The sequence below is a fragment of the Enterococcus sp. DIV0240d genome, from assembly GCF_051711245.1.
GTDB lineage: Bacteria > Bacillota > Bacilli > Lactobacillales > Enterococcaceae > Enterococcus_D > Enterococcus_D casseliflavus.
Genome location: NZ_JBIOMG010000001.1, coordinates 1 through 21,750, shown reverse-complemented (window position 1 = coordinate 21,750; position 21,750 = coordinate 1). Strand labels below are relative to the sequence as shown.

Annotated in this window: 19 protein-coding genes and 1 pseudogene; 14 read left to right on the top strand and 6 right to left on the bottom strand. The window is 44.6% G+C overall.

Features of this window, described 5'->3' with window-relative positions:
* Positions 1-2: 2 nt before the first annotated feature.
* Positions 3-698, top strand: a complete 696-nt coding sequence (locus IGJ25_RS00100) for a YoaK family protein (protein WP_081116424.1) — start codon at positions 3-5, stop codon at positions 696-698.
* A 33-nt stretch (positions 699-731) separates the two neighbouring features.
* Here IGJ25_RS00100 and IGJ25_RS00095 read toward each other — a convergent pair whose 3' ends face one another.
* From IGJ25_RS00095 to IGJ25_RS00085, 3 genes and pseudogenes are all read right to left on the bottom strand, one after another.
* The gene (locus tag IGJ25_RS00095; RefSeq protein WP_016608455.1) at positions 732-1,061 is read right to left on the bottom strand and encodes an SdpI family protein; all 330 of its coding nucleotides are present in this window, start codon (positions 1,059-1,061) and stop codon (positions 732-734) included.
* Positions 1,062-1,222: 161 nt separating this feature from the next.
* Positions 1,223-1,705, bottom strand: a pseudogene (locus IGJ25_RS00090) (VOC family protein).
* A gap of 39 nt (positions 1,706-1,744) precedes the next feature.
* Entirely contained in the window at positions 1,745-2,623 is an 879-nt protein-coding gene (locus tag IGJ25_RS00085; RefSeq protein ID WP_371179787.1) for an aldo/keto reductase, read from the bottom strand.
* A gap of 97 nt (positions 2,624-2,720) precedes the next feature.
* On the opposite strand from IGJ25_RS00085, the gene IGJ25_RS00080 reads away from it, so the two are divergent.
* Complete coding sequence (locus IGJ25_RS00080) at positions 2,721-3,089, top strand: winged helix-turn-helix transcriptional regulator (protein ID WP_005233339.1); 369 nt, start codon at positions 2,721-2,723, stop codon at positions 3,087-3,089.
* Between the two features lie 62 nt (positions 3,090-3,151).
* On the opposite strand, the gene IGJ25_RS00075 is transcribed toward IGJ25_RS00080, so the two are convergent.
* The 3 genes from IGJ25_RS00075 to IGJ25_RS00065 form a co-directional block, all read right to left on the bottom strand.
* The gene (locus IGJ25_RS00075) at positions 3,152-3,451 is read right to left on the bottom strand and encodes a hypothetical protein (RefSeq protein WP_010748994.1); all 300 of its coding nucleotides are present in this window, start codon (positions 3,449-3,451) and stop codon (positions 3,152-3,154) included.
* A 153-nt stretch (positions 3,452-3,604) separates the two neighbouring features.
* On the bottom strand, positions 3,605-5,002 hold the full coding sequence (locus tag IGJ25_RS00070) for a L,D-transpeptidase family protein (RefSeq protein ID WP_010748995.1): 1,398 nt from the start codon (positions 5,000-5,002) through the stop codon (positions 3,605-3,607).
* Between the two features lie 283 nt (positions 5,003-5,285).
* Complete coding sequence (locus IGJ25_RS00065; protein ID WP_005230720.1) at positions 5,286-6,269, bottom strand: L-lactate dehydrogenase; 984 nt, start codon at positions 6,267-6,269, stop codon at positions 5,286-5,288.
* Positions 6,270-6,624: 355 nt separating this feature from the next.
* Between IGJ25_RS00065 and pth the strand changes: the two genes are divergently transcribed.
* From pth to lysS, 12 genes are all read left to right on the top strand, one after another.
* On the top strand, positions 6,625-7,185 hold the full coding sequence (gene pth / locus IGJ25_RS00060; RefSeq protein ID WP_005230721.1) for an aminoacyl-tRNA hydrolase: 561 nt from the start codon (positions 6,625-6,627) through the stop codon (positions 7,183-7,185).
* An 11-nt stretch (positions 7,186-7,196) separates the two neighbouring features.
* A complete protein-coding gene (mfd, locus tag IGJ25_RS00055; RefSeq protein WP_016608449.1) occupies positions 7,197-10,715 on the top strand; it encodes a transcription-repair coupling factor in 3,519 nt (1,172 codons plus the stop codon).
* A gap of 15 nt (positions 10,716-10,730) precedes the next feature.
* Positions 10,731-12,362 (top strand): polysaccharide biosynthesis protein, encoded by a 1,632-nt coding sequence (locus IGJ25_RS00050; protein ID WP_225001158.1) that lies wholly within the window; start codon positions 10,731-10,733, stop codon positions 12,360-12,362.
* Positions 12,349-12,615, top strand: a complete 267-nt coding sequence (locus IGJ25_RS00045) for an RNA-binding S4 domain-containing protein (protein ID WP_005230745.1) — start codon at positions 12,349-12,351, stop codon at positions 12,613-12,615. The genes IGJ25_RS00050 and IGJ25_RS00045 overlap by 14 nt, the downstream gene beginning before the upstream one ends.
* An 83-nt stretch (positions 12,616-12,698) precedes the next feature.
* Positions 12,699-13,145: an FtsB family cell division protein gene (locus IGJ25_RS00040; RefSeq protein WP_005230746.1), complete on the top strand. Its 447-nt coding sequence runs from the start codon at positions 12,699-12,701 to the stop codon at positions 13,143-13,145.
* Positions 13,146-13,219: 74 nt separating this feature from the next.
* Positions 13,220-13,663 carry a S1 domain-containing RNA-binding protein gene (locus IGJ25_RS00035; protein ID WP_010748998.1) on the top strand — a complete coding sequence of 148 codons (444 nt, stop codon included), beginning with the start codon at positions 13,220-13,222 and terminating at the stop codon, positions 13,661-13,663.
* A 100-nt stretch (positions 13,664-13,763) separates the two neighbouring features.
* The gene (gene tilS / locus IGJ25_RS00030) at positions 13,764-15,164 is read left to right on the top strand and encodes a tRNA lysidine(34) synthetase TilS (RefSeq protein ID WP_231473069.1); all 1,401 of its coding nucleotides are present in this window, start codon (positions 13,764-13,766) and stop codon (positions 15,162-15,164) included.
* A 19-nt stretch (positions 15,165-15,183) separates the two neighbouring features.
* Entirely contained in the window at positions 15,184-15,729 is a 546-nt protein-coding gene (gene hpt / locus IGJ25_RS00025) for a hypoxanthine phosphoribosyltransferase (RefSeq protein WP_005230750.1), read from the top strand.
* A gap of 73 nt (positions 15,730-15,802) precedes the next feature.
* Entirely contained in the window at positions 15,803-17,911 is a 2,109-nt protein-coding gene (gene ftsH / locus IGJ25_RS00020) for an ATP-dependent zinc metalloprotease FtsH (protein WP_010749000.1), read from the top strand.
* Between the two features lie 142 nt (positions 17,912-18,053).
* A complete protein-coding gene (gene hslO / locus IGJ25_RS00015) occupies positions 18,054-18,935 on the top strand; it encodes an Hsp33 family molecular chaperone HslO (protein ID WP_438779026.1) in 882 nt (293 codons plus the stop codon).
* Positions 18,936-19,949 (top strand): tRNA dihydrouridine synthase DusB, encoded by a 1,014-nt coding sequence (dusB, locus tag IGJ25_RS00010; protein ID WP_060791889.1) that lies wholly within the window; start codon positions 18,936-18,938, stop codon positions 19,947-19,949. It begins immediately after the preceding gene.
* Between the two features lie 96 nt (positions 19,950-20,045).
* Positions 20,046-21,539, top strand: a complete 1,494-nt coding sequence (gene lysS / locus IGJ25_RS00005) for a lysine--tRNA ligase (protein WP_034858661.1) — start codon at positions 20,046-20,048, stop codon at positions 21,537-21,539.
* Positions 21,540-21,750: the final 211 nt, after the last annotated feature.

Here is a 21,750-nt window from a genome sequence, read left to right as displayed (position 1 = left end):
CAATGGAAAAAAGTTTGAGTAGTGCCAAAAGAAAATCGGAGTTTGTCGTGCATGAAAGTTTACCGGTGGGGATTCTTCTTGCTATGGCGGGCGGTTTTTTAGATGCGTATACCTACTTGTTTCACGGGGAAGTGTTTGCAAGTATGCAGTCGGGGAATGTCATTTTGTTAGGGATCAATCTTTCAACGGGGCAGTTTGAACAAGCCTTTCGATATCTGCCACCAATCTTCATGTTTTTAGTGGGGATCGTAGTGACGAATTATCTGCAGCATCATTTTCCGACAGGGGGCTGGATCGTTTGGCAAAATGCCGCATTGATCTTTGAAGCAATCGGTATTTTGGTTCTGGGCTTTTTTGCTCGATCATTACCCAATGTCATGATCGATTCGGGGTTATCTTTTTTTGCGGCGATTCAATATGCCGCCTATCGTCGATTGGCAGGGATGCCCTATGCCACCACGATGACCACCGGCAACTTACGTTCACTGGCTGATTATGTGTACATGCGCTGGTTTAAAAAGGACCGATCAGTGACGCCCAAGATTATTTCTATTTCCTTGATCATCGGCGGCTTCTTTTTTGGTGCAGTCTTAAGCAGCTTGCTAGGGATTTTCTTATTCCACCGCACTATCTGGGTGGTTTCAGGGATTTTAGCCTTGGTGTTGGGGATCACGATCCATCATCAAAATAAACAATAGAAAAAAGACATTCGCTGGAATGTCTTTTTTGTCTTACTTTTTGGTGCTTGTGCGTGAATCTTTGAGATACAGTGCCGTTTCTACGAGTAGCGCTGCTAGAAGATAGCTGCCAAAAACGGCTACTTGGTAAAAAGCCTCTGCGATCAGCTCGTTGCGCTGCAATAAAACGACCCCGCCTAGAAAGAGCATCGCTAACAGGGAGAACCACTGCTGGGCAAAACGCCAATTGCTGACACTGGCTGTACTGCGCTTGGTGCGAAAGCCGAATACATAATTGGGTTCTTCTCGGTAAAAGCACCAGAAGACGATGAAAAAAATACCCGTAAAAATCAACAACAAAAGTCCAATATCGATCGAGATCACTACCTTTCACGTGCGATTTGTTGGATAAGTAAGTGAAGCCGCTAAAGATGAGTACATACTTATTGTATCCGCTATGAACGCTTCTATGAAGGGGAACAATCGAAAAATACGTGCTTCTAGCAAAAAAAAACGGATGGCGATTTGCAGCGCCATCCGTTTTTTTATCCCCGTTGAAAAGGGCCTTTTGGTGCAATCAATTCAAGATTGGTGCCGTCTGGATCTGTAAAGTAAGCGACGCCTGTCCCAAAGCCGCTTTTCAAACCGTCTTGTGCTTCAAAAACGATGGGGGTGCCGTCAGGCTCAACGCCAATGGCTTTTAGACGAGCAACGGCTTCATCAATATTTTCGACTTCAAAACAAAGATGCATCGCGCTGATTTACTCATTGGAATAGCTAGCTTTGTTGGATCTTGGTTCGACGTATTCTAAAAGATCGATGTTGAGATTGTCTAAATGAAGATTGGCATATTTGATCAGTGTATCTGCTAATCCTTGCGTTTGCGCCATGCGTTTGCCGCCGATCGTATCTTGATTGGCGATTTTCTTTCCCGTTAATGCTTCATAAAATTGGATGGAACGTTCGAGATTGCTGACGGTGATTCCAACGTGGTTGACCATTGAAAAGCCTGTGTTTGTGTTTGTCATTATACTTCCTCCTAAGGTTTTGTTTAGTATATCGTTTGGTTAATGAAAATCGAATGTGTCTGGATCTGGACCCACTCGTAAGTCTTCATTTAATGCGTTCAAGCGGTCCATGTCAGCTTCTGATAAATGGAAATCAAAAATCGCTGCATTAGCGATCATTCGCTCAGGGTGCGTCGATTTGACATTGACTAAGATCCCTTGTTGAATAGCCCAGCGTAAAAGCACTTGTGCCGCTGATTTTTGCTGTGCATCGGCGATCGCCAAGACGGTGTCATCTTTCAGCAGTTTGCCTTGCATCAATGGCGACCAAGCTTGGATCGCAATTGCTTTTTCGCCACAAAAAGCCCGCAGGTCTTGTTGCGTCAGTTTGGGGTGCAGCTCGATCTGATTGATAACAGGAACGACCTTAGCAATGGCCAATAATTGCTCCAGATGATGGATCTGGAAGTTGCTGACCCCGATCGCTTTGATTTTTCCAGCCGCATAGAGGTCTTCCAAGGCACGCCAGGACTCTTGAAATGCTTGATTTCCTGGCCAATGGATCAAGTACAAGTCGAGATACTCGAGGTTTAAGCGGGCCAGACTTTCATTGAAGGCGTGGATCGTTTCATCATAAGTTAAATGATCGTTCCAAAGTTTGGAAGTGACAAAGAGTTCTTCACGAGCCAACCCCGTTTCTTGTAAGCCTTGTTTGATTCCTGCCCCTGTTCCTGTTTCATTGCCGTAAATCGCTGCTGTATCAATCAGGCGATAGCCATTGATAATCGCTTGCTTCACGACCTCTGCTGTGTCAGCTTCAGGGATTTGAAAGACACCTAACCCCAACCCGGGGATTTCGCTGCCATTGTTCAGGGTAACGGTATCTGATAATTTTCCGATCATAAAAACATCTCCTTTATTTTTTTCTGGTATCATCATATAATGAGGAGGTAAGGTTGTATAGTACGTACTTTTTTGTTTGATACACACCTTTTGGTAACATTTATGTGTTTGCAGACTTGATGAGGTGGAAAAAATGGAAGAAAAAATTTATAATATCGGTGTTGAAGCAACCATGGATGTCATCGGCGGGAAGTGGAAACCCATCATTCTTTGTAATTTACGCCATGGGGCATTACGTCCCAGTGATTTACGGCGGAAGATCCCTGGCATCAGTCAAAAAATGTTGACCCAGCAATTGCGGGAATTAGAAGAATCTGACATCGTTACTCGCAAGTCCTATAATCAAGTACCACCTAAAGTTGAGTATTCCTTGAGTGAATATGGAGAAACCTTAGGCGGCTTATTGGATACTCTTTGCCAGTGGGGCACGATGCACGTTGCTGCACTGCAAGACAAAGGAGAGCAAGTTACTTTGTTAGAACAAGAAGAAGCGATTGTCTAGCAGAGGGCAATTGGCATGAGAAAAGGCGGCAGAAACCATTGGTTTCCGTCGGCCTTTTTAGGTTATGCTTGTTGGATCAATTCTAGAATGGCCTCAGTATTCATCCCGCTGTAATGATTGACGGGAAACGAAAGGCGCTTGATGCGTGGTGGGATGGCCTGCTTGATCATCGGATCTGTTAAAGAAAGCAAGGGATCGACCAAAACGAGTTTTTCTTGCGCAAAACGATAATTCGCCAGACGTTCTGGTGTCACAACAGTTACGCTGATTTGATCCTCTGACAGCAGTTGGATGTTGCGGGCGAAAATTTTAATCAGACTTCCAGCTAAAGTAGAACGATCAATAAAAACGACTTTTTCCAAAATGATTCTCCTTATTAATTAAAATGGTTAATTAAGTATATTAATTAAATCGTTCTTTGTAAATAGGAACATTTGGGAGACAACAAAAAAGCCGCAAAAGATTTTCTTTTGCAGCTTTTGGTTCGTCTATAAAAAGGTTTGATTCTTTTTCGATTAAATCACGATCACGGGTGTCCCGACTTCGGCTTTGCTGTACAATTCTTTCATCACGCCTGGCGGAGTATTGATACAGCCGTGAGAACCACGGGTTTTCCAAAGATCGCCACCGTATTCCGTCTGCCAATCAGAATCATGGATACCGACACCAGTCCAATCGATGGGCATCCAGTAATCAACAGGGGACGCATAATCTTCACCAGTCAAGGTTGCATCTTCTTCTTTGTTCCAGACATAGAAGACGCCAGTTGGTGTTGGTGTGGCTGGTTTTCCGGAAATTATGGCTGTTTCAAGAACAAGCTGTCCGTCTTTGTAATACCACATGTGTTGGTTTTTTAGATCAACTTCGATATAGGTGTTGCCAAACAGCGGACTGCCTGCATCGGTGCTTCCTTGAGCGATCGGTGTACGCGTGAAGTCTTCGCCAGCTTTTAACGCCTCGATCAATGCTTCTGTTTCTGCATCGGTTTGGATCGTCCAGCTAAGAGTACCGGCTGGGACTGTCACTTCGCCTTGCTTGGTACTTTTGAAGGTCGAAGAATTGGTGCTAGTATTGTATTGTTCGCCGATCGATGTGACATAGCTTCGTACTTTGTCTTCGTCGATCGTTGTGTTGCCGTCTTTATAAGAGAGCCAATCCATGATCGTTTCTCTTGGGATTTGAAACGTATTTCCGTTGATCGTATAATTGCCAGTTACTTTGGCGATTTTATTCAACGAATCCATTTCTTTCGTTAAGTCTGGATCATCGGCGGTCACACTTGGTTTTGTGACATAATCAACGAGATTCAGTTCCTTTTCGCCGCTGACGATGGCTTCTTGCAAGTCTGCCACTGCTTTGTCAACATCGATGGCATCGCCGTCAACTTCTGATTTGATAGAAAAGCCGTCTTCGCCTTTTTCCAACGTGGCATCAGCCGATTTGGTACGATCTTCATTTAAGGTTTCGAGTTCTTTTTGGATCGTGTTGGTCTCGCTAGTCAAGGTGTCTTGGTCTACTGAGAGATTGTCTAATGTTTTTTCTTCGGCAGCCGAAACGTAAGCCATTCCCCAGCTCCACTGGTTTTGTTCATCTTTTAATGATTGCAGCTCATCGGTGAAATCCGTCTGCAAACCAAATTGAGCAAGGTTGACTGTTTTCCATTCGCTATCACCATCTTTGATGGTAAAGTCTTCTTGTGAATAGCGATCATGCAGCAGGGCGTTGGCCTCGACAACGGTTTTGTTGCTGATGTCGATCCCATCGATTTCAGTCTTTGGTAGAAAACGGTTTGCATAATATGTACTTCGGTAGGTATAGCCGCCAGCGATCACGACGAGTAAAGCAGCCACAACGATCAGAACAATTTTCTTCGTATTATTCTTGGCGTCAGTATGTTTGTTTGAACGAGTCATTCAACTACTCCTTTTTCTAATGGCATAATAGATAATAACGCTTAAATCATACCATATTCCCACGGGAAAGCGAATATGGCAAATGAAACTTCCATAAAAAATAGAAAATTCTTAAACTATCTTTAGGCAAGCTGTAGAAACGCATTTCTTACGATAAAAAAACTGAACGAATCGGCAGCAAGCCATCTTGATCAAAGGATTCTGAAAAAGAGTGAGCTGGAGGATTCGTTCAGTCGCATAATTGACTAACTAAAATTGACTATTTAACACGAGGGAAAAGAAATTATTGATTGTCTTCCGCATCTAATTTTGCAAAAGCTTCATCAAGAATATCTTTTAATTGTTTTGCCGAAGCGGCCATCCGGTCTTTTTCACCATCTGTTAATGGGATCTCAATTACTTTTTGAATCCCTTGGGCATTGATGACTGCAGGCGCACCGATGTACAAGTCGTTTAAGCCGTATTCGCCGTTCATGTACACAGATAATGGGAGAACAGCATTTTCATCGTCTAAGATCGCACGAGTGATCCGTGCTAAGGCTACCGCGATCCCGTAGAAGGTCGCACCTTTTTTCTCGATGATGGTGTAGGCTGCATCACGAACACTGAAGAAAATGTTGACCATTGCTTCTTCATCGATGTCTGGGTTGTTTTTGACCCATTCATAGATTTGTAGGCCAGCTACGTTGGCATGAGACCAAACAGGGAATTCTGAATCGCCGTGTTCCCCTAAGATATAGGCATGGACGTTACGGGCATCGACATCGACCAATTCAGCCAATGCTTGACGGAAACGGGCAGAGTCTAATGAGGTACCTGAACCGATAACGCGTTCTTTCGGGAAGCCTGAGAATTTCCAAGTAGAATAAGTCAAAATATCGACTGGGTTTGCTGCAACTAAGAAAATTCCGTTAAAGCCTGAATCAACGATTTGGGTAACTACTTCACGGTTGATTTTCAAGTTTTTATGAACTAAGTCTAAACGGGTTTCGCCTGGTTTTTGAGGCGCACCAGCAGTAATAACGACTAAATCAGCATCATGTGCATCTTCATAAGAAGCGGCATAGATTTTTTTAGGGGAAGTAAATGCCAAAGCATGGGACAAGTCAATTGCGTCGCCTTCTGTTTTTGCTGTATTTATATCAATGATTCCGACTTCTTGCGCAATGTTTTGGGTCACCAGCGCAAACGCGTAACTAGAACCAACCGCACCGTCTCCAACAAGAATTACCTTTTGGTGATCTTTTTTGTTCGTTTTTGCAGTCATCTGTGTATCATTCCTTCCGCATAATTGTTTTACTCGCTATCATCCTACCATTTTCAAGTATGTTTGTCATGTGATTTGCACAACAATATTACACAAAATATCGCTGTTTCAGTTGTAAATGCTTTCTTTGTTATTACGTCAAAAAGAAGATATATCAAGGTTTTATTAAGATTCGTTAAGAAAGATAAAAACTGAGCAAGAGGGCGCCACCATAACAGTCCATTTCGTGTTATAATTACCTAAGCAAAAGAACTGGGCGCATTTGTGTGCCCAGTATTTTGTGTTTGGATAAGAAAACCGATAAAATAGATGAAGAATCAGCTTGAAACTAGAAATAATGGAGCGTAAATAAAAAATGAAAATGATTGTAGGCTTGGGAAATCCTGGCAAAAAATATGAAAAAACCAAACATAATGTTGGCTTTATGGTAGTGGATGCGTTGGCACAAAAGTACCAAGCAACCTTTAAAAAGTCGGCTTTTGAAGCAGAGGTGGCAGAGTTTTTCTTGAATGGTGAAAAAATCCTTTTGGTCAAACCACAAACTTTCATGAATGAATCCGGTCGTGCGGTAGGCCCGTTGATGACCTATTTTGGCATCTACCAAGAAGAACTAGTGGTGGTCTATGATGACCTCGATTTAGCATTAGGGAAAATTCGTTTGCGCCAAAAAGGCAGTGCAGGTGGCCACAATGGGATCAAGAGTTTGATCGCTCATTTGGATTCAACAGTCTTTGACCGTATCAAAATCGGGATCGATCGTCCACGTCCAGGACAAACAGTGGTCAATCATGTCCTGAGTCCTTTTGCAAAAGACGATCTGCCCATCGTTTTACAAAGTATTGATAAAGCGGTCGAGGCAAGTAGTGATTACTTGACCAACGGCGACTTTCTTGCCACAATGAATCGATTTAACTAAGGAGGGCCGAGATGGATTTAATTGAATTAATAAATAAAGTGCCGACAGTGGCGGCTTGGCATACAGGTTTACGTGAACAGGCCCCCCGGCAATTACTGACCGGTCTAGCTGGATCGGCAAAAACATTAGCGATCACTGGTGTGTATCAGGCATTTCAAAAACAAGTGATCGTCGTGACACCTAATCTCTATTATACAAATCAACTAGCCGAAGATCTGCGCAATGTGACGGAAGATGTCTACGTTTTTCCAGTGGATGAAGTGTTGTCAGCCGAAATGGCTTTTTCTTCACCAGAAGCCAGAGAAGAACGCGTGGCAGCGCTGAATGCTGTTTCTCAAGGGAAAACGGGGATCTATGTGTTGCCGGTGGCGGCTTTGCGAAAGTATTTGCCTGAAAAGAAAACCTGGTTAGCCAATCAATTTCAATGGCAGATCGGCGATGAGATCGATTTAGAGCGTTTGCCGCAACAATTGATCTTGATGGGTTACGAACGTCAGTCAATGATTGGCAAACCTGGCGAATTCAGTATTCGTGGGAGCATCCTCGATATTTATCCATTAAACGCCGAATATCCCGTACGGATCGAGTTATTCGATGTAGAAATCGACTCGATGCGTTCTTTCAACGTGGAAACGCAACGCTCAGTGGAAACGCTGCAGCAAGTGGCTATTTTACCCACTACCGAATTGGTTTTCTCAGCGGAAGATTTAGCTGCGGGGCAAAAGCAGCTGCAAGAATTATTGAACAAACGGTTGGCAGTCACCAAAGAAGCAACCGATCGCGCCTTTTTAGAAGATTATTTTGGCCAGTTGGCTTCTCAATGGCAAGCGGGGATTCCTGGTGAAAGTGCCCGTTATTACACGGATTTACTGTATCGTCAGCAAACGAGTGTCTTAGATTATTTTTCTGAAGATGCCTTTTTGATGATCGATGATTATGCTCGGATCATGGAGACCAATCGTGAGATCGAACGGGAAGAGGCGGAGTGGCATACCCAAAAATTAGCGGAGCTGCGGGTCTTTTCTGAACAGCAATTCGGGATCGATGTCCATCAGCTGCTGCAAAAAGAAACCTTTGTGACCAGCTTCTTTTCTTTATTCCAAAAAGGAATGGGGAACATTCGCTTCCAAGCGATCCATCAATTCCAATACCGGCCGATGCAGCAGTTTTTCAGCCAAATGGGTCTCTTGAAAGTTGAAATCGATCGCTGGGAGAAGCAGCAGCAGACGGTGATTTTTCTGGTCAGTGACCAAGAGCGGGCCAAGAAGTTAGAGCAAGATCTGCGAGATCATGATATCTATGCCGTGCAGACGCAACAAGACCGCCTGTTTACAGGACGCACCCAAATCGTGGTGGAACGTTTGCAAAGCGGCTTTGAAATGCCGCAAGACAAGCTAGTGGTGGTTACGGAAAAAGAAATTTTCCAAAAGATGAACAAAAAAAGAGCCCGCAGGCAAAATGTCACCAATGCGGAACGGCTCAAAAGCTACAATGAGTTAAAAGCGGGCGACTATGTCGTCCATGCGAATCATGGGATCGGGAAGTACATCGGCATGGAAACCTTAGAAGTCGATGGCGTCCACCAAGATTACATGACGATCTTGTACCAAAACGAAGACAAGCTCTTTATTCCAGTCACCCAACTGAATTTGATTCAAAAATATGTGGCTTCCGAATCGAAAACACCGAAAATCAATAAATTAGGTGGCAGCGAGTGGGCGAAGACCAAGCGCAAAGTGACGGCTAAAATTGAAGACATCGCAGATGATTTGATTTTATTGTATGCCAAACGCGAATCAGAAAAAGGCTATGCTTTTCAACCAGACGATGCCTATCAAAAAGAATTTGAAGATGCCTTTCCGTATTCGGAAACCGATGATCAGCTGCGCAGTACGGCAGAGATCAAGCGGGATATGGAAAAAGAAAAGCCGATGGACCGCTTGTTAGTCGGGGATGTTGGTTTTGGGAAAACAGAAGTGGCGCTGCGGGCTGCTTTTAAAGCGATCAAAGAAAGCAAACAAGTAGCTTTCTTAGTACCGACAACGATCTTGGCGCAGCAGCACTATGAAACGATGGTCGATCGTTTTGAAGGATTCCCCGTCAATGTTGGGGTACTGAGTCGTTTCCGGACGAAAAAACAGCAGAATGAAACGATCGAGCAAGTGCGCAAAGGGCAAGTCGATATTTTGGTGGGGACCCACCGATTATTGTCAAAAGATGTCGAGTTTGCTGATTTGGGCTTGTTGGTGATCGATGAAGAACAACGGTTTGGGGTTAAACACAAAGAGCGCTTGAAACAACTGCGTTCGCAAGTCGATGTGTTGACGTTGACGGCAACGCCGATCCCACGAACATTGCATATGTCGATGCTGGGGGTACGGGACCTATCTGTGATCGAAACACCACCAGAAAATCGTTACCCGATCCAAACCTATGTGATGGAGATGAATCCAGGAGCGGTGCGAGAAGCGATCCAACGGGAGATGGCACGGGGAGGTCAAGTGTTTTATCTCTATAATCGTGTCGATACGATCGAGCGAAAAGTCGAAGAACTGCAGGCGTTAGTGCCAGACGCACGAATCGCTTATGCCCACGGGCAAATGACCGAGATCCAATTGGAAAACACCTTATTTGACTTTATTGAAGGTCAATACGATGTGTTGGTGACGACGACGATCATTGAAACCGGTGTGGATATTCCCAATGCCAATACGTTGTTTGTGGAAAATGCCGATTACATGGGACTTTCGACGTTGTATCAGCTGCGTGGCCGTGTCGGTCGAAGCAATCGGGTCGCCTATGCGTATTTCATGTATGAACAGCAAAAAGTGTTGAATGAAGTCAGTGAAAAACGCCTGCAAGCCATTAAGGACTTTACCGAGTTGGGGTCAGGTTTCAAAATCGCGATGCGAGATCTTTCGATTCGTGGAGCGGGTAATCTATTGGGGGCGCAGCAGCACGGCTTTATCGATGCAGTCGGGTTTGACATGTACTCGCAAATGCTGTCTGAAGCAGTCACTCGGAAACAAGGGAAAAATACCCAAACAGAAAAAACGACCGTCGAGATCGATCTGGGGATCGATGCCTACTTACCGACTTCGTATATTGAAGACGAACGGCAAAAAATCGAGATCTACAAACGAATTCGTGAGCTGGAATCCCAAGAAGCAGTTGATGAACTTCAAGATGATCTGTTAGACCGTTTCGGTGAATACCCTGTAGAAGTGGCACATCTCTTAACGGTGGGCGAGATCAAAATGAACGGCGATCGTGCCTTGTTAGAAACTATCCGCAAGCAGCAGCAGACGGTGTCGTTTACTTTGAGTAAAGTCGGCACGAAAAATTATTCGGTGGAGCAGCTGTTTGAAGCATTGAAAGCTACTAAATTAAAAGCCACGATGGGTGTCGATCATGAGCAAATGACCATCAAATTACAGATTCCGCCAGTGATGAAGGAAAGCACCTGGCTATTAGAAATCCAAGATTTTGTCAAAGCGTTACGGGAACAAAAATACGCCAGCCAAGGCTAGAAAGGAACCAGCGGGATGCCGAAATCACAATTGAAGCGTACGATGGAAGGGGCGTTTATTTTAACGATCGCTTCCTTTATCGCAAAAATCTTAAGTGCCGTTTATCGGGTCCCTTTTCAGAACCTGGTAGGGGACGAAGGGTTTTATGTGTATCAACAAGTCTATCCGATTTATGGATTGGCGATGACGTTAGCGTTGTCAGGGTTGCCACAGTTTATCTCCCGCATCGTCGCTGAAGAACCCGATCCTTTGAAAAGCAAGGAACGGCTGCAAGCGTTGACGCCTTTCGTACTTTGGTCTGCGATCGGTTTATGGGCGGTGACCTTTTTATTTGCTGGTCCGATCGCACAAGTGATGGGGGACCACCAACTGGCGGGCTTGATTCGAGTCGTTTCTTTTACCTTCTTATTTGTCCCGCCTTTGACCTTTTATCGAGGAATGTTTCAAGGAAATTTGCAAATGGTGCCGACAGCAGTTTCCCAAGTCGTAGAGCAGCTGCTTAGAGTTGGTGTGATTTTAGGTGCTGCGGCAGCTTTCCAGCAATTGGGCTGGACGATTTATCAAACGGGGACTGTCGCCATGATGGGTGCCTTAGTCGGGGGCCTTGCGGCGTGGTGGATCTTAAGTTATTATAGCCGACAAATCAACGGCAAACGCCTGTCGCTATGGCACAAACCGGTCACCAGTACAGGAGAAAATCCCGCTGGTTTATCCGCCTCGTTGAAGAAACGGTTCTTCTTAGAAGGCGGTCTGTTGACGATTTATAGCGGCTATTTGATCTTGTTCCAGTTAGCGGATTCGTTTTTATTGACCAATGCGCTAGAAGCGGGGGGGCTGACGGCACAAGCAGCCCGAATTTCAAAAGGGATCTATGATCGCGGACAACCCCTCGTCCAACTAGGTCTTGTGGTGGCGATGGCGTTAAGCTCGACGTTTTTGCCAACGTTGACCAAGTATTTGACGGTAAAAAATCAGCAGCTGTTTGAAAAGTCGGCAAAAATGTATTTGCGCCTGACAATCGGGATTGCTTCGGCTTCCGCCGTGGGCTTAGCGATTTTGCTGCCTTATATTAACTTTGCCTTATTCAAAGACGGTTCTGGCAATGCGGCGCTGGTATTGTTTGTCTTTTCTATCGCTCTGATGGCGACGATCCAAGCCTATCAAAGCATTCAACAAAGTCGCAATACCTATACCTTCGGCTTGCTGGCTGCGGGGATCGGTCTTTTGATCAAATGTCTATCGATGTGGCCGCTGACTGCTTCTTATGGGACTGCAGGAGCGAGTATCAGTACACTGTTGGGGTTAGGCGCGACCTTATGCTGTTTTGTGGTTTCCGAACAGCGTCGAGCACAAAGCAGCATCAATCACTTTTGGCATGAAGGAAATTATGGAAAAAAACTATTTATTTGTTTAGGGATCATGGCAAGCGTGCTATTCTTATATTATAGCTTCGTTGCGATCTTATTGAACGGTCCTTTGACCCATCGACTACAGGCACTGCTTTTTTGCCTAGGCGGTGTCGGTCTGGGAGGCGCAGCCTTTATCGGGGCAGCGATCAAAATCAAATTGTTAACGATTCGCGAATGGCTGTTAGTTCCATTTGGAAAGAAACTATTAAGAAGAGGTGAAAAACATGAGATTAGATAAATTTCTTAAAATCTCCCGCATCATCAAGCGTCGCTCTGTGGCCAAAGAAGTGGCAGACAAGGGACGCATTCAGATCAACGGCAAATTAGCCAAGTCAAGCAGTGACGTCAAAGTAGGCGATACCATGCGCATTCAATTCGGGAATAAGGTCTTGGAAGTAAAAGTCAATGAATTGCATGAATCGACGAAAAAAGAAGACGCTGCAAAAATGTATGAGATCGTTTCAGAGGAAAGAATCTCAGAAAATGCTTGATTTTTACGGCATTTTCAGTTAGACAAGCTTTGCGGATGTTGGTATAATGTAAAAAACAAAGACAGCGACGGGAGCGAGTTCAGGTGGCAAAAGAATCAAATAAAAAAATAGAACTATTGCAGACCGATTATGCGAAAGAGCAATTTGCCAAGTTTGAAAAAGAGCGGCGGCAAGTCGTGTTTCGCCGACGTCGGCTGGTGGCGTTTTTCGTGGCGGCATTAGCGATATTTGCGATCGTAGGGATTCAAATGTTCAACGATCAAATGCGCCTGCAAAAGCTAAAGGAATATAAGGCGGAAACAGTCGCCGAACAAAAAGAGGCAGAACAAAAGGTGGCTTCACTGGAGCGAGACGTTGCCTTGTTGCAAGACGATGAGTATGTGGCAAAATTGGCCCGCAGCCGATTCTTCTACTCAAAAGATGGCGAAAAAATCTATCCAGTCTTGCCAGACGGGACGGATTCTCAAAACACCAATGAGCGTTCTTCGCAAAGCGGACAAGAATCATCATCCACAGAGTCACAAGATTAAGCAATGTCATACCTACTCAGCGCAGTAGTTTGAATTATTTTAAATGGGTAAAAATTAGGAGGAACATTTTTTATATGTCAATCGAAGTTGGAGCGAAACTAAAGGGCAAAGTGTCTGGTATTACAAATTTTGGTGCGTTCATTGATCTTGGTGAAGGGAAAACTGGTTTGGTGCATATCAGTGAAGTATCAAACGGATTCGTCAAAGACATTCACGACGTGTTGTCTGTTGGGGATGAAGTGACAGTACTTGTTACGGCAATCGGCAACGATGGAAAAATCGGCCTATCGATCCGCAAAGCAGAAGATAAACCGGAAGAAAAACGTGAATACCCGAAAAAAGAATTCAATCGACCAAATCCGAAAAAATCTTTTTCACGCAATCAAAATACGAATGTAAATAAACAAGACTTCGATTCATTGATGAGTTCTTTTCTAAAAGATAGTGATGATCGTCTTTCGTCATTACGTCGAAATACAGAAGGAAAACGCGGTGGCCGCGGCGGACGCCGTAACTAAACATGAATAGCAAGTTGGAAAAAGCTGGAACAAAACTGTTGGTTCGTTTTGTTTCAGCTTTCTTTCTTGTGTGATTACCAAATGAGAAGGAGGTCAAACGATGGTCATTCAAACCGTTCGAGGGCAACTCACTGCCATCGATCCTGAAAAAAAACGCCGCTTTTTGCTGGCGGTATCGACGGGCGTCGATTCGATGGTCTTGTTGCAGATCTTTTGTCAGTTGTTTCCTGAAATGCAAAAAGAGCCATGTTTTGGTGTGGCACATGTGAACCATCAATTGCGTCCAGCATCTGCCAAGGAAGCGGCTTTTTTACGGCAGTACTGCCAAGAACGCGGCATTCCTTTTTATGAGCGGTGCTGGGAAAATCCGCCAGAAACCGGCGTAGAAGCTAGCGCTCGAAACTTTCGCTATACATTTTTTGCCGACGTCATGTCTCAAGAAGGCTATGATGTTTTGCTGACTGCTCACCACAGTGATGACCAAGTAGAAACGATGTTGATGAAGATGATGCGAGAAGGGCGCTTGCGATCGGCTGGCGGGATGAAACAGCAGCAGCCTTTTCACACAGGGATCTTGTTGCGTCCACTGCTTACTGTCAGCAAGGCAGCGATTTACGACTATGCGCAAGCACAGCAGATTCCCTACTTTGAAGACGAAAGCAATCACGAACCGCTGTATTTGCGAAACCGACTACGCCAGCAAGTAGTGCCAGCCTTAAAAGCGGAAAATCCGCAGCTGCTGCCGCATTTTCAACAGCTTTCTGAAGAAGTACAGTTCGCCAATCAGCTGATCCAACAAGAGCAGCAGCAATGGTTGTCTGCATTCGTTCAACAGCAAGCTGCTCGCTTAGTGATCAATCTGCAGCAGCTGCCGACGTTTTCGCCAGCGCAACGCTATTTTTTCTATGCGGGTTTTTTACAGCAAGCAGAGGCTTTCACGAAGCAGCCCCTCAATCAAAAACAGCTGCCGCAGGTATTGCGTCTGCTGGATGAAAAGAAAGGGCAATGGCAATTGGCGTTGCACAAACAGTGGCAGCTGCGGCGCAGTTATGACCAATTGTTATTGGAACCTGTTACTGTTCCCCAAAAGCCTGCAGCGCTGTTGACAGAAGTTAGTCAGCGACTGGTTTTAGGGGAGGGGATCTATCTTTCTGAAAAGGAATGGATTGGGTATTTTCCGATAAATGAACAGCATATTCCCAAAAAAATCACAAATTGGTCAGAGTTTTCCCAAGATTTACCGCTAAACTATTCCTCTGAGCTGGTGGTGCGTAAGCGCCAGCCGGGAGACCGAATCCGTTTGGCGCGTGGTCTGACCAAAAAGATCAGTCGTTTTTTTATCGATTCAAAAATTCCTAATGAAGTGCGAGAAAAAAGTTGGGTCGTCACAAACCTTGAAAAAGAGGTGATTGCCTTACTACCTCATACATTTTCCTATTTGAGTATTGCGCCAGAAACTGATAAAATACACTACATACTTCTTTATAAATACCAGGAGTAAGAGTTGGAAGGAGAACTTTATGCTAGATAAAGATATTGAGAAAATTTTGATTTCCCGTGACGAAATCAAAAATCGTTGTGTGGAACTTGGTCAAGAATTAACGGCGGCTTATGCGGATAAAAATCCTCTAGTCGTTGGTGTGCTGAAAGGTGCCGTTCCTTTCATGGCAGACATCGTTCGTGAGATGGATTGTTACTTGGAGTTAGACTTCATGGATGTCTCAAGTTATGGCAATGCCATGATTTCATCTGGGGAAGTCAAGATCATCAAAGATTTAGATACAAATGTTGAGGGCCGTGATCTCTTGATCGTTGAAGACATCATTGACAGCGGTCGCACATTGGCTTATCTGGTGGATCTATTCAAATACCGTAAAGCGAAATCAGTGAAAATCGTAACGTTATTAGATAAGCCAGAAGGTCGTGTCGTTGAGATCGATGCAGATTATGTCGGCTTCGATGTGCCAAATGAGTTTGTTGTTGGATATGGACTGGACTATGCAGAGCAATATCGAAACTTACCTTACGTTGGCGTCTTAAAACCTAGTGTTTATCAGTCAAATTAGTGACTGTTCTAAATCAATTGTGATACAATTAAATGGTCAGGATTGATAAAACAAAATAGCCAGGGAGGTACGCATGAATAAGAAAAATAACGGTATGGTAAAAAATACCTTATATTATGTACTTGTCTTGTTGGCGATGGTCATGGTCGTATATTTCATTTTTGGAAATGGCAATCAGCAGACCCCAACGATCGAGTACTCCACGTTTACAGAGCAGCTGAAAGACGGGAAGATCAAACAGTTTACTGTTCAACCCGCTAACGGTGTGTATCGAATCGTGGGTGAATACAATGAAGAACAAACCGTCAGCAATGACAACAGCTTGTCTGTTTTAGGTAATACACAGGCGAGTTCAACCCGCTTTTCAACGATCATTTTACCGAATGATTCCACACTAAGCGAAGTCACCAGTTTGGCCTCGGCAGAAGGGGTCAAAACCACGATCGAAGAAGAATCCAACAGCGGCATTTGGTTATCGCTTTTGGTTAGCTTCTTACCACTTGTGATCATCATTTTCTTCTTCTACATGATGATGAGCCAACAAGGTGGCGGCGGTGGCGGTGGCGGCCGTGTGATGAACTTTGGCAAATCAAAAGCCAAAGAAGCGGATAAAAAAGCCAACCGCGTGCGTTTTTCAGACGTAGCCGGTGCAGAAGAAGAAAAACAAGAGCTTGTCGAAGTCGTGGAATTCTTGAAAGATCCTCGACGCTTCGTTGAATTAGGTGCTCGTATCCCAGCAGGTGTCTTACTTGAGGGGCCTCCAGGAACCGGGAAAACGTTACTAGCCAAAGCCGTTGCTGGTGAAGCTGGCGTACCGTTTTACTCGATCTCTGGTTCAGATTTCGTTGAAATGTTTGTCGGTGTCGGTGCAAGCCGGGTGCGTGACTTATTTGAAACAGCGAAGAAAAATGCACCAGCCATCATCTTTATCGATGAAATCGATGCAGTCGGTCGCCAACGTGGTGCCGGTATGGGTGGCGGACATGATGAGCGGGAACAAACATTGAACCAGTTGTTGGTTGAAATGGATGGTTTTGATGGGAATGAAGGCGTGATCGTCATTGCCGCAACGAACCGTTCGGATGTTTTAGATCCAGCGTTGCTACGTCCAGGTCGTTTTGACCGTCAGATTTTGGTTGGTCGTCCAGACGTGAAAGGTCGTGAAGCGATCCTCCGTGTCCATGCCCGCAACAAACCTTTATCAGATGATGTTGATTTGAAAGTCGTTGCCCAACAAACACCAGGCTTTGCCGGTGCGGATCTGGAAAACGTCTTGAATGAAGCGGCATTAGTTGCTGCTCGTCGTAACAAGAAAAAAATCGATGCTTCAGATATCGATGAAGCAGAAGACCGCGTGATCGCTGGTCCAGCGAAGAAAGATCGGGTCATCAACAAACGCGAACGTGAAATGGTTGCTTACCATGAAGCAGGACATACCATTGTTGGGTTAGTCTTGAGTCGTGCCCGTGTGGTACACAAAGTAACGATCATTCCTCGGGGACGTGCGGGTGGTTACATGATCGCCTTGCCGAAAGAAGATCAATTCTTGATGACCAAAGAAGATATGTTTGAACAAATCGTTGGGTTGCTTGGTGGTCGTACGGCTGAAGAAATCATCTTCGGTGTACAATCAACGGGTGCTTCCAATGACTTTGAACAAGCAACTGCGCTTGCAAGAAGCATGGTGACAGAATATGGAATGAGTGACAAGTTAGGTCCAGTTCAATATGAAGGAAACCATCAAGTCTTTGTTGGTCGTGATTATGGTCAAACAAAAGCTTACTCTGAACAAGTTGCCTTTGAAATCGATCAAGAAGTTCGCAAGATTTTAATGGATGCTCATCAAAAAGCCCATGAAATCATTGAAGAACACCGTGCACAGCACAAATTGATCGCTGAAAAACTGCTTGAACATGAAACATTAGATGCCAAAGCAATCAAATCCTTGTTTGAAGAAGGCAAAATGCCTGAAGGAACCGAAAGCTCTGAGTATCCTAGTGAAAAAGCTCAAACATTTGAAGAAGCGAAACGTGCGCTGGAAGAAAAAGATGCAGAGAAGCAAGCTGCAGAAAAACACAGCGAAGATGCACCATCAAACGATTTTGATCAACAATTGGAAGACGTTCGCCGCAATAGCGAAAGCCAACCGACTGATCAAGAAAACAAAGATGATAACGCCTAAAACAAGACGTATCAAGGCACCGAGGAAACTCGGTGCCTTTTTGTTTCTATTTAAGAAGACTTTCCTTAAATTCAAACACATTCAGTTGAAAAAAGCGGCGCTTCCTAGTATGATTCATTAATGAATAAAAAGGAGAATCAAGATGAAGGATTATTTAGTAAAAGCACTAGCATATGACGGCTTCGTCCGAGCATATGCAGTATCGGCAACAGAAACGATCGCCGAAGCACAACGACGCCATGAAACATGGAATACGGCATCCGCTGCTTTAGGGCGAGCGATGGTGGGAAGTTTGTTATTAGGCAGTACCTTAAAAGGGGAAGACAAATTGACCGTCAAAATTCAAGGAAATGGTCCTGCTGGGGCAATCGTCGTAGACAGCAATGGCCGTGGGGACGTAAAAGGATACATAAAAAATCCGCAGATCAGTCTGCCGTTGAACCCTCAAGGGAAATTGGACGTTCGGGGCGCAGTGGGTGACCAAGGGATCTTTACCGTGATCAAAGACTTAGGGCTAAAAGAACCCTTCTCTGGACAAACACCGATCGTCTCTGGGGAGCTTGGGGAAGACTTTACTTATTATTTAGCAGTGTCAGAACAGATTCCTTCTGCTGTTGGTCTGAGTGTATTAGTAGAAACCGATGATTCGATTCGGGCAGCCGGTGGGTTTATGCTGCAGATCATGCCTGGTGCCAGTGAAGAGATCATTGATGCCATCGAAAAACGTTTGGGAGAATTGCCTCGAGTATCAACCTTGATCGATGAAGGACAATCACCAGAAGAGATCTTAGAGACATTGTTGCCAGACACGACGATCGAAGTACTAGAAAAAATGCCAGTCCAGTTCCATTGTGATTGCACGAAAGAAAAATTTGCGACGGCGATCATTACCTTGGGGGCTGATGAGATCCAAGCGATGATCGATGAAGACCACGGGGCAGAGGCAGTCTGCTCGTTTTGTGGCAACAAGTATCAATTTGATGAAACGGAATTGGCGGCATTGAAGAAAGAGGCGGAAGCGTAAGTGAAAGATAGACAAACATGGCAGATCGGCTCGGTTGAGATTCCCAACCGCGTCGTCGTTGCGCCAATGGCAGGGATCACCAATTCTGCGTTTCGTGTGACAGTCAAAGAATTTGGCGCGGGTTTAGTCGTCTGTGAGATGATCAGTGATCGAGGGATTCAACTGCGGAACAAGAAGACCCTTGAGATGCTATTTATTGACGAGACCGAGCATCCTCTTAGTATTCAGATTTTTGGTGGGAATAAAGCATCCTTAGTAGAAGCAGCGCAATTTGTCGCAGAAAACACAACTGCCGATATCATTGATATCAACATGGGGTGTCCTGTAAACAAAATCATCAAAGCAGAAGCTGGTGCGAAGTGGCTTTTAGATCCCGACAAGGTTTATGAAATGGTCCATGCTGTTTCCAGTGCGATCGACAAGCCCGTTACCGTAAAAATGCGGATCGGCTGGGATGAGCAGCACATCTTTGCGGTTGAAAATGCCCAAGCCGCAGAAGCAGCGGGTGCCGCAGCGATCGGTATGCATGGCAGAACCCGTGTACAGATGTATGAAGGATCGGCTGATTGGGACGTGTTGAAACAAGTGAAGCAAAGTATCACGATTCCCTTTATGGGCAACGGCGATGTCAAAACCCCTGAAGATGCCAAGCGAATGTTGGAAGAAGTCGGTGCAGATGCAGTGATGATCGGACGGGCAGCGTTAGGCAATCCATGGATGATCCACCGCACCAAGCAATACTTGGAGACAGGCGAGTTATTGCCAGAACCAACACCGCGAGAAAAAATTTCGACAGCGAAACTTCATTTAGAACGTTTGGCTGATCTAAAAGGGGAAAAAATCGCTTCGCGAGAATTTCGTCAACATGCTGCGTACTACTTAAAAGGTATTTCGCGGGCAGCCAAAGTGAAGGCAGCTATCAACCAAGCGGAAGATAAGCAGACGATTTTTGATTTATTAGATGCATTTGTGGAAAAGACCGAAAAACAGCCGCTAGCAACTCTTAAGGAATAAGAAACAAATCAAGTCGATTCGAAAGTTCGGCTTGATTTTTTGCGTCATCATTGGCATTATAAGAAGGAAACCCAAGTTAAGAATGGAGGAAAACTCGTGACAGAGGAACGACAAACACAAGAAGAATTGAATGATCAAATGTTGGTTCGCCGTGAAAAGATGGAAAAACTACGGGAAGAAGGCATTGATCCTTTTGGCAAGCGATTCGAACGCACCCATAATTCTGCCGAGTTACATGAGTTATTTGATCAAAGAACCAAAGAAGAATTAGCCGAAATGAATCTTTCAGCAAGCATTGCAGGAAGAATCGTTACAAAACGTGGAAAAGGTAAGGCTGGTTTTGCACATTTACAAGACCGCGAAGGCCGTATTCAAATATATGTACGTAAAGACCAAGTAGGGGATGAACCTTACGAAGTATTCAAACACGCAGACTTAGGTGATTTCTTCGGCGTATCTGGTGAAATCATGAAGACCGATACCGGTGAAGTGACCATCAAAGCCAAAGAAATCGTGATCTTATCAAAAGCATTGCGTCCATTGCCTGACAAATACCATGGCTTGACGAACGTAGAACAACGCTACCGTCAACGTTACTTGGATTTGATCAGTAATAAAGAAAGCTTTGATCGTTTCATGAAACGAAGCCAAATCATCAGCGAAATTCGTCGTTACCTTGACGGTCATGGGTATATCGAAGTCGAAACGCCAGTATTGCATAATCAAGCAGGTGGTGCAGCGGCTCGTCCCTTCATTACCCACCACAATGCCTTAGACATGGATCTGTATTTACGGATCGCTCTTGAGCTTCACTTAAAACGATTGATCGTGGGCGGCATGGAAAAAGTCTATGAGATCGGCCGCGTTTTCCGAAATGAAGGGATCGATACGACCCATAATCCTGAGTTTACAATGCTAGAAGCGTATACGGCATATACAGATTTCAAAGATGTGATGGATCTGACCGAAGGCATTATCCGTAATGCTGCTGAAAAAGTCTTGCACACAGCAACGATCCAATACGATGGACAAGAAGTCGATCTAGCTAGCGACTTTGCGCGAATCCATATGGTCGATGCAATCAAAAATCAAACAGGTGTTGATTTCTGGCAACCAATGTCCGTTGAAGAAGCCCGCAGCTTAGCGAAAGAACATCATGTTGAAATCAATGATGCCATGACTGTTGGCCATATCATCAATGAATTCTTTGAGACATTTGTTGAAGAAACGTTACAGCAGCCAACCTTTGTCTTCGGTCATCCAGTGGAAGTTTCGCCATTAGCGAAAAAGAATCCAGAAGATGAACGCTTTACCGACCGCTTTGAATTATTTATTGTTGGTCGTGAATTTGCGAATGCCTTCACGGAACTAAATGATCCAATTGATCAAAGAGAACGTTTTGAAGGGCAAGAAAAAGAGCGCGAAGCAGGAAATGATGAAGCCCATGGGGTGGATGAAGATTTCTTAGAAGCACTTGAATACGGTATGCCGCCAACTGGTGGATTAGGGATCGGGATCGATCGCTTAGTGATGCTGTTGACAGATGCGCAATCGATTCGCGACGTTTTATTATTCCCAACAATGAGATAAAAAAACTCCGTCCACTCGCAAGAGATGGGCGGAGTTTTTTCTTGTCTGCTGGATCAGGGTGAAAAACAGCGAGGAATTAGAGGAAAAAACGCCACGATAGTTACCAGAAAACGGATTAAATGCGAACGATAAAAGCTGGATCCAATGCGATTAGACGGGTTTGTAAAAATTGAAAAAAGCCATAGAAAATGATTGACCGCAAGGGATTTAG

Excerpts from the sequence above, each read along its gene's own strand:
- IGJ25_RS00100 (WP_081116424.1), top strand. The coding sequence starts at position 3 with ATGGAAAAAAGTTTGAGTAGTGCCAAAAGAAAATCGGAGTTTGTCGTG.
- IGJ25_RS00085 (WP_371179787.1), bottom strand. The coding sequence starts at position 2,623 with ATGATGATACCAGAAAAAAATAAAGGAGATGTTTTTATGATCGGAAAA.
- IGJ25_RS00080 (WP_005233339.1), top strand. The coding sequence starts at position 2,721 with ATGGAAGAAAAAATTTATAATATCGGTGTTGAAGCAACCATGGATGTC.
- IGJ25_RS00070 (WP_010748995.1), bottom strand. The coding sequence starts at position 5,002 with ATGACTCGTTCAAACAAACATACTGACGCCAAGAATAATACGAAGAAA.
- IGJ25_RS00065 (WP_005230720.1), bottom strand. The coding sequence starts at position 6,269 with ATGACTGCAAAAACGAACAAAAAAGATCACCAAAAGGTAATTCTTGTT.
- pth (WP_005230721.1), top strand. The coding sequence starts at position 6,625 with ATGAAAATGATTGTAGGCTTGGGAAATCCTGGCAAAAAATATGAAAAA.
- mfd (WP_016608449.1), top strand. The coding sequence starts at position 7,197 with ATGGATTTAATTGAATTAATAAATAAAGTGCCGACAGTGGCGGCTTGG.
- IGJ25_RS00050 (WP_225001158.1), top strand. The coding sequence starts at position 10,731 with ATGCCGAAATCACAATTGAAGCGTACGATGGAAGGGGCGTTTATTTTA.
- IGJ25_RS00045 (WP_005230745.1), top strand. The coding sequence starts at position 12,349 with ATGAGATTAGATAAATTTCTTAAAATCTCCCGCATCATCAAGCGTCGC.
- IGJ25_RS00035 (WP_010748998.1), top strand. The coding sequence starts at position 13,220 with ATGTCAATCGAAGTTGGAGCGAAACTAAAGGGCAAAGTGTCTGGTATT.
- tilS (WP_231473069.1), top strand. The coding sequence starts at position 13,764 with ATGGTCATTCAAACCGTTCGAGGGCAACTCACTGCCATCGATCCTGAA.
- hpt (WP_005230750.1), top strand. The coding sequence starts at position 15,184 with ATGCTAGATAAAGATATTGAGAAAATTTTGATTTCCCGTGACGAAATC.
- ftsH (WP_010749000.1), top strand. The coding sequence starts at position 15,803 with ATGAATAAGAAAAATAACGGTATGGTAAAAAATACCTTATATTATGTA.
- hslO (WP_438779026.1), top strand. The coding sequence starts at position 18,054 with ATGAAGGATTATTTAGTAAAAGCACTAGCATATGACGGCTTCGTCCGA.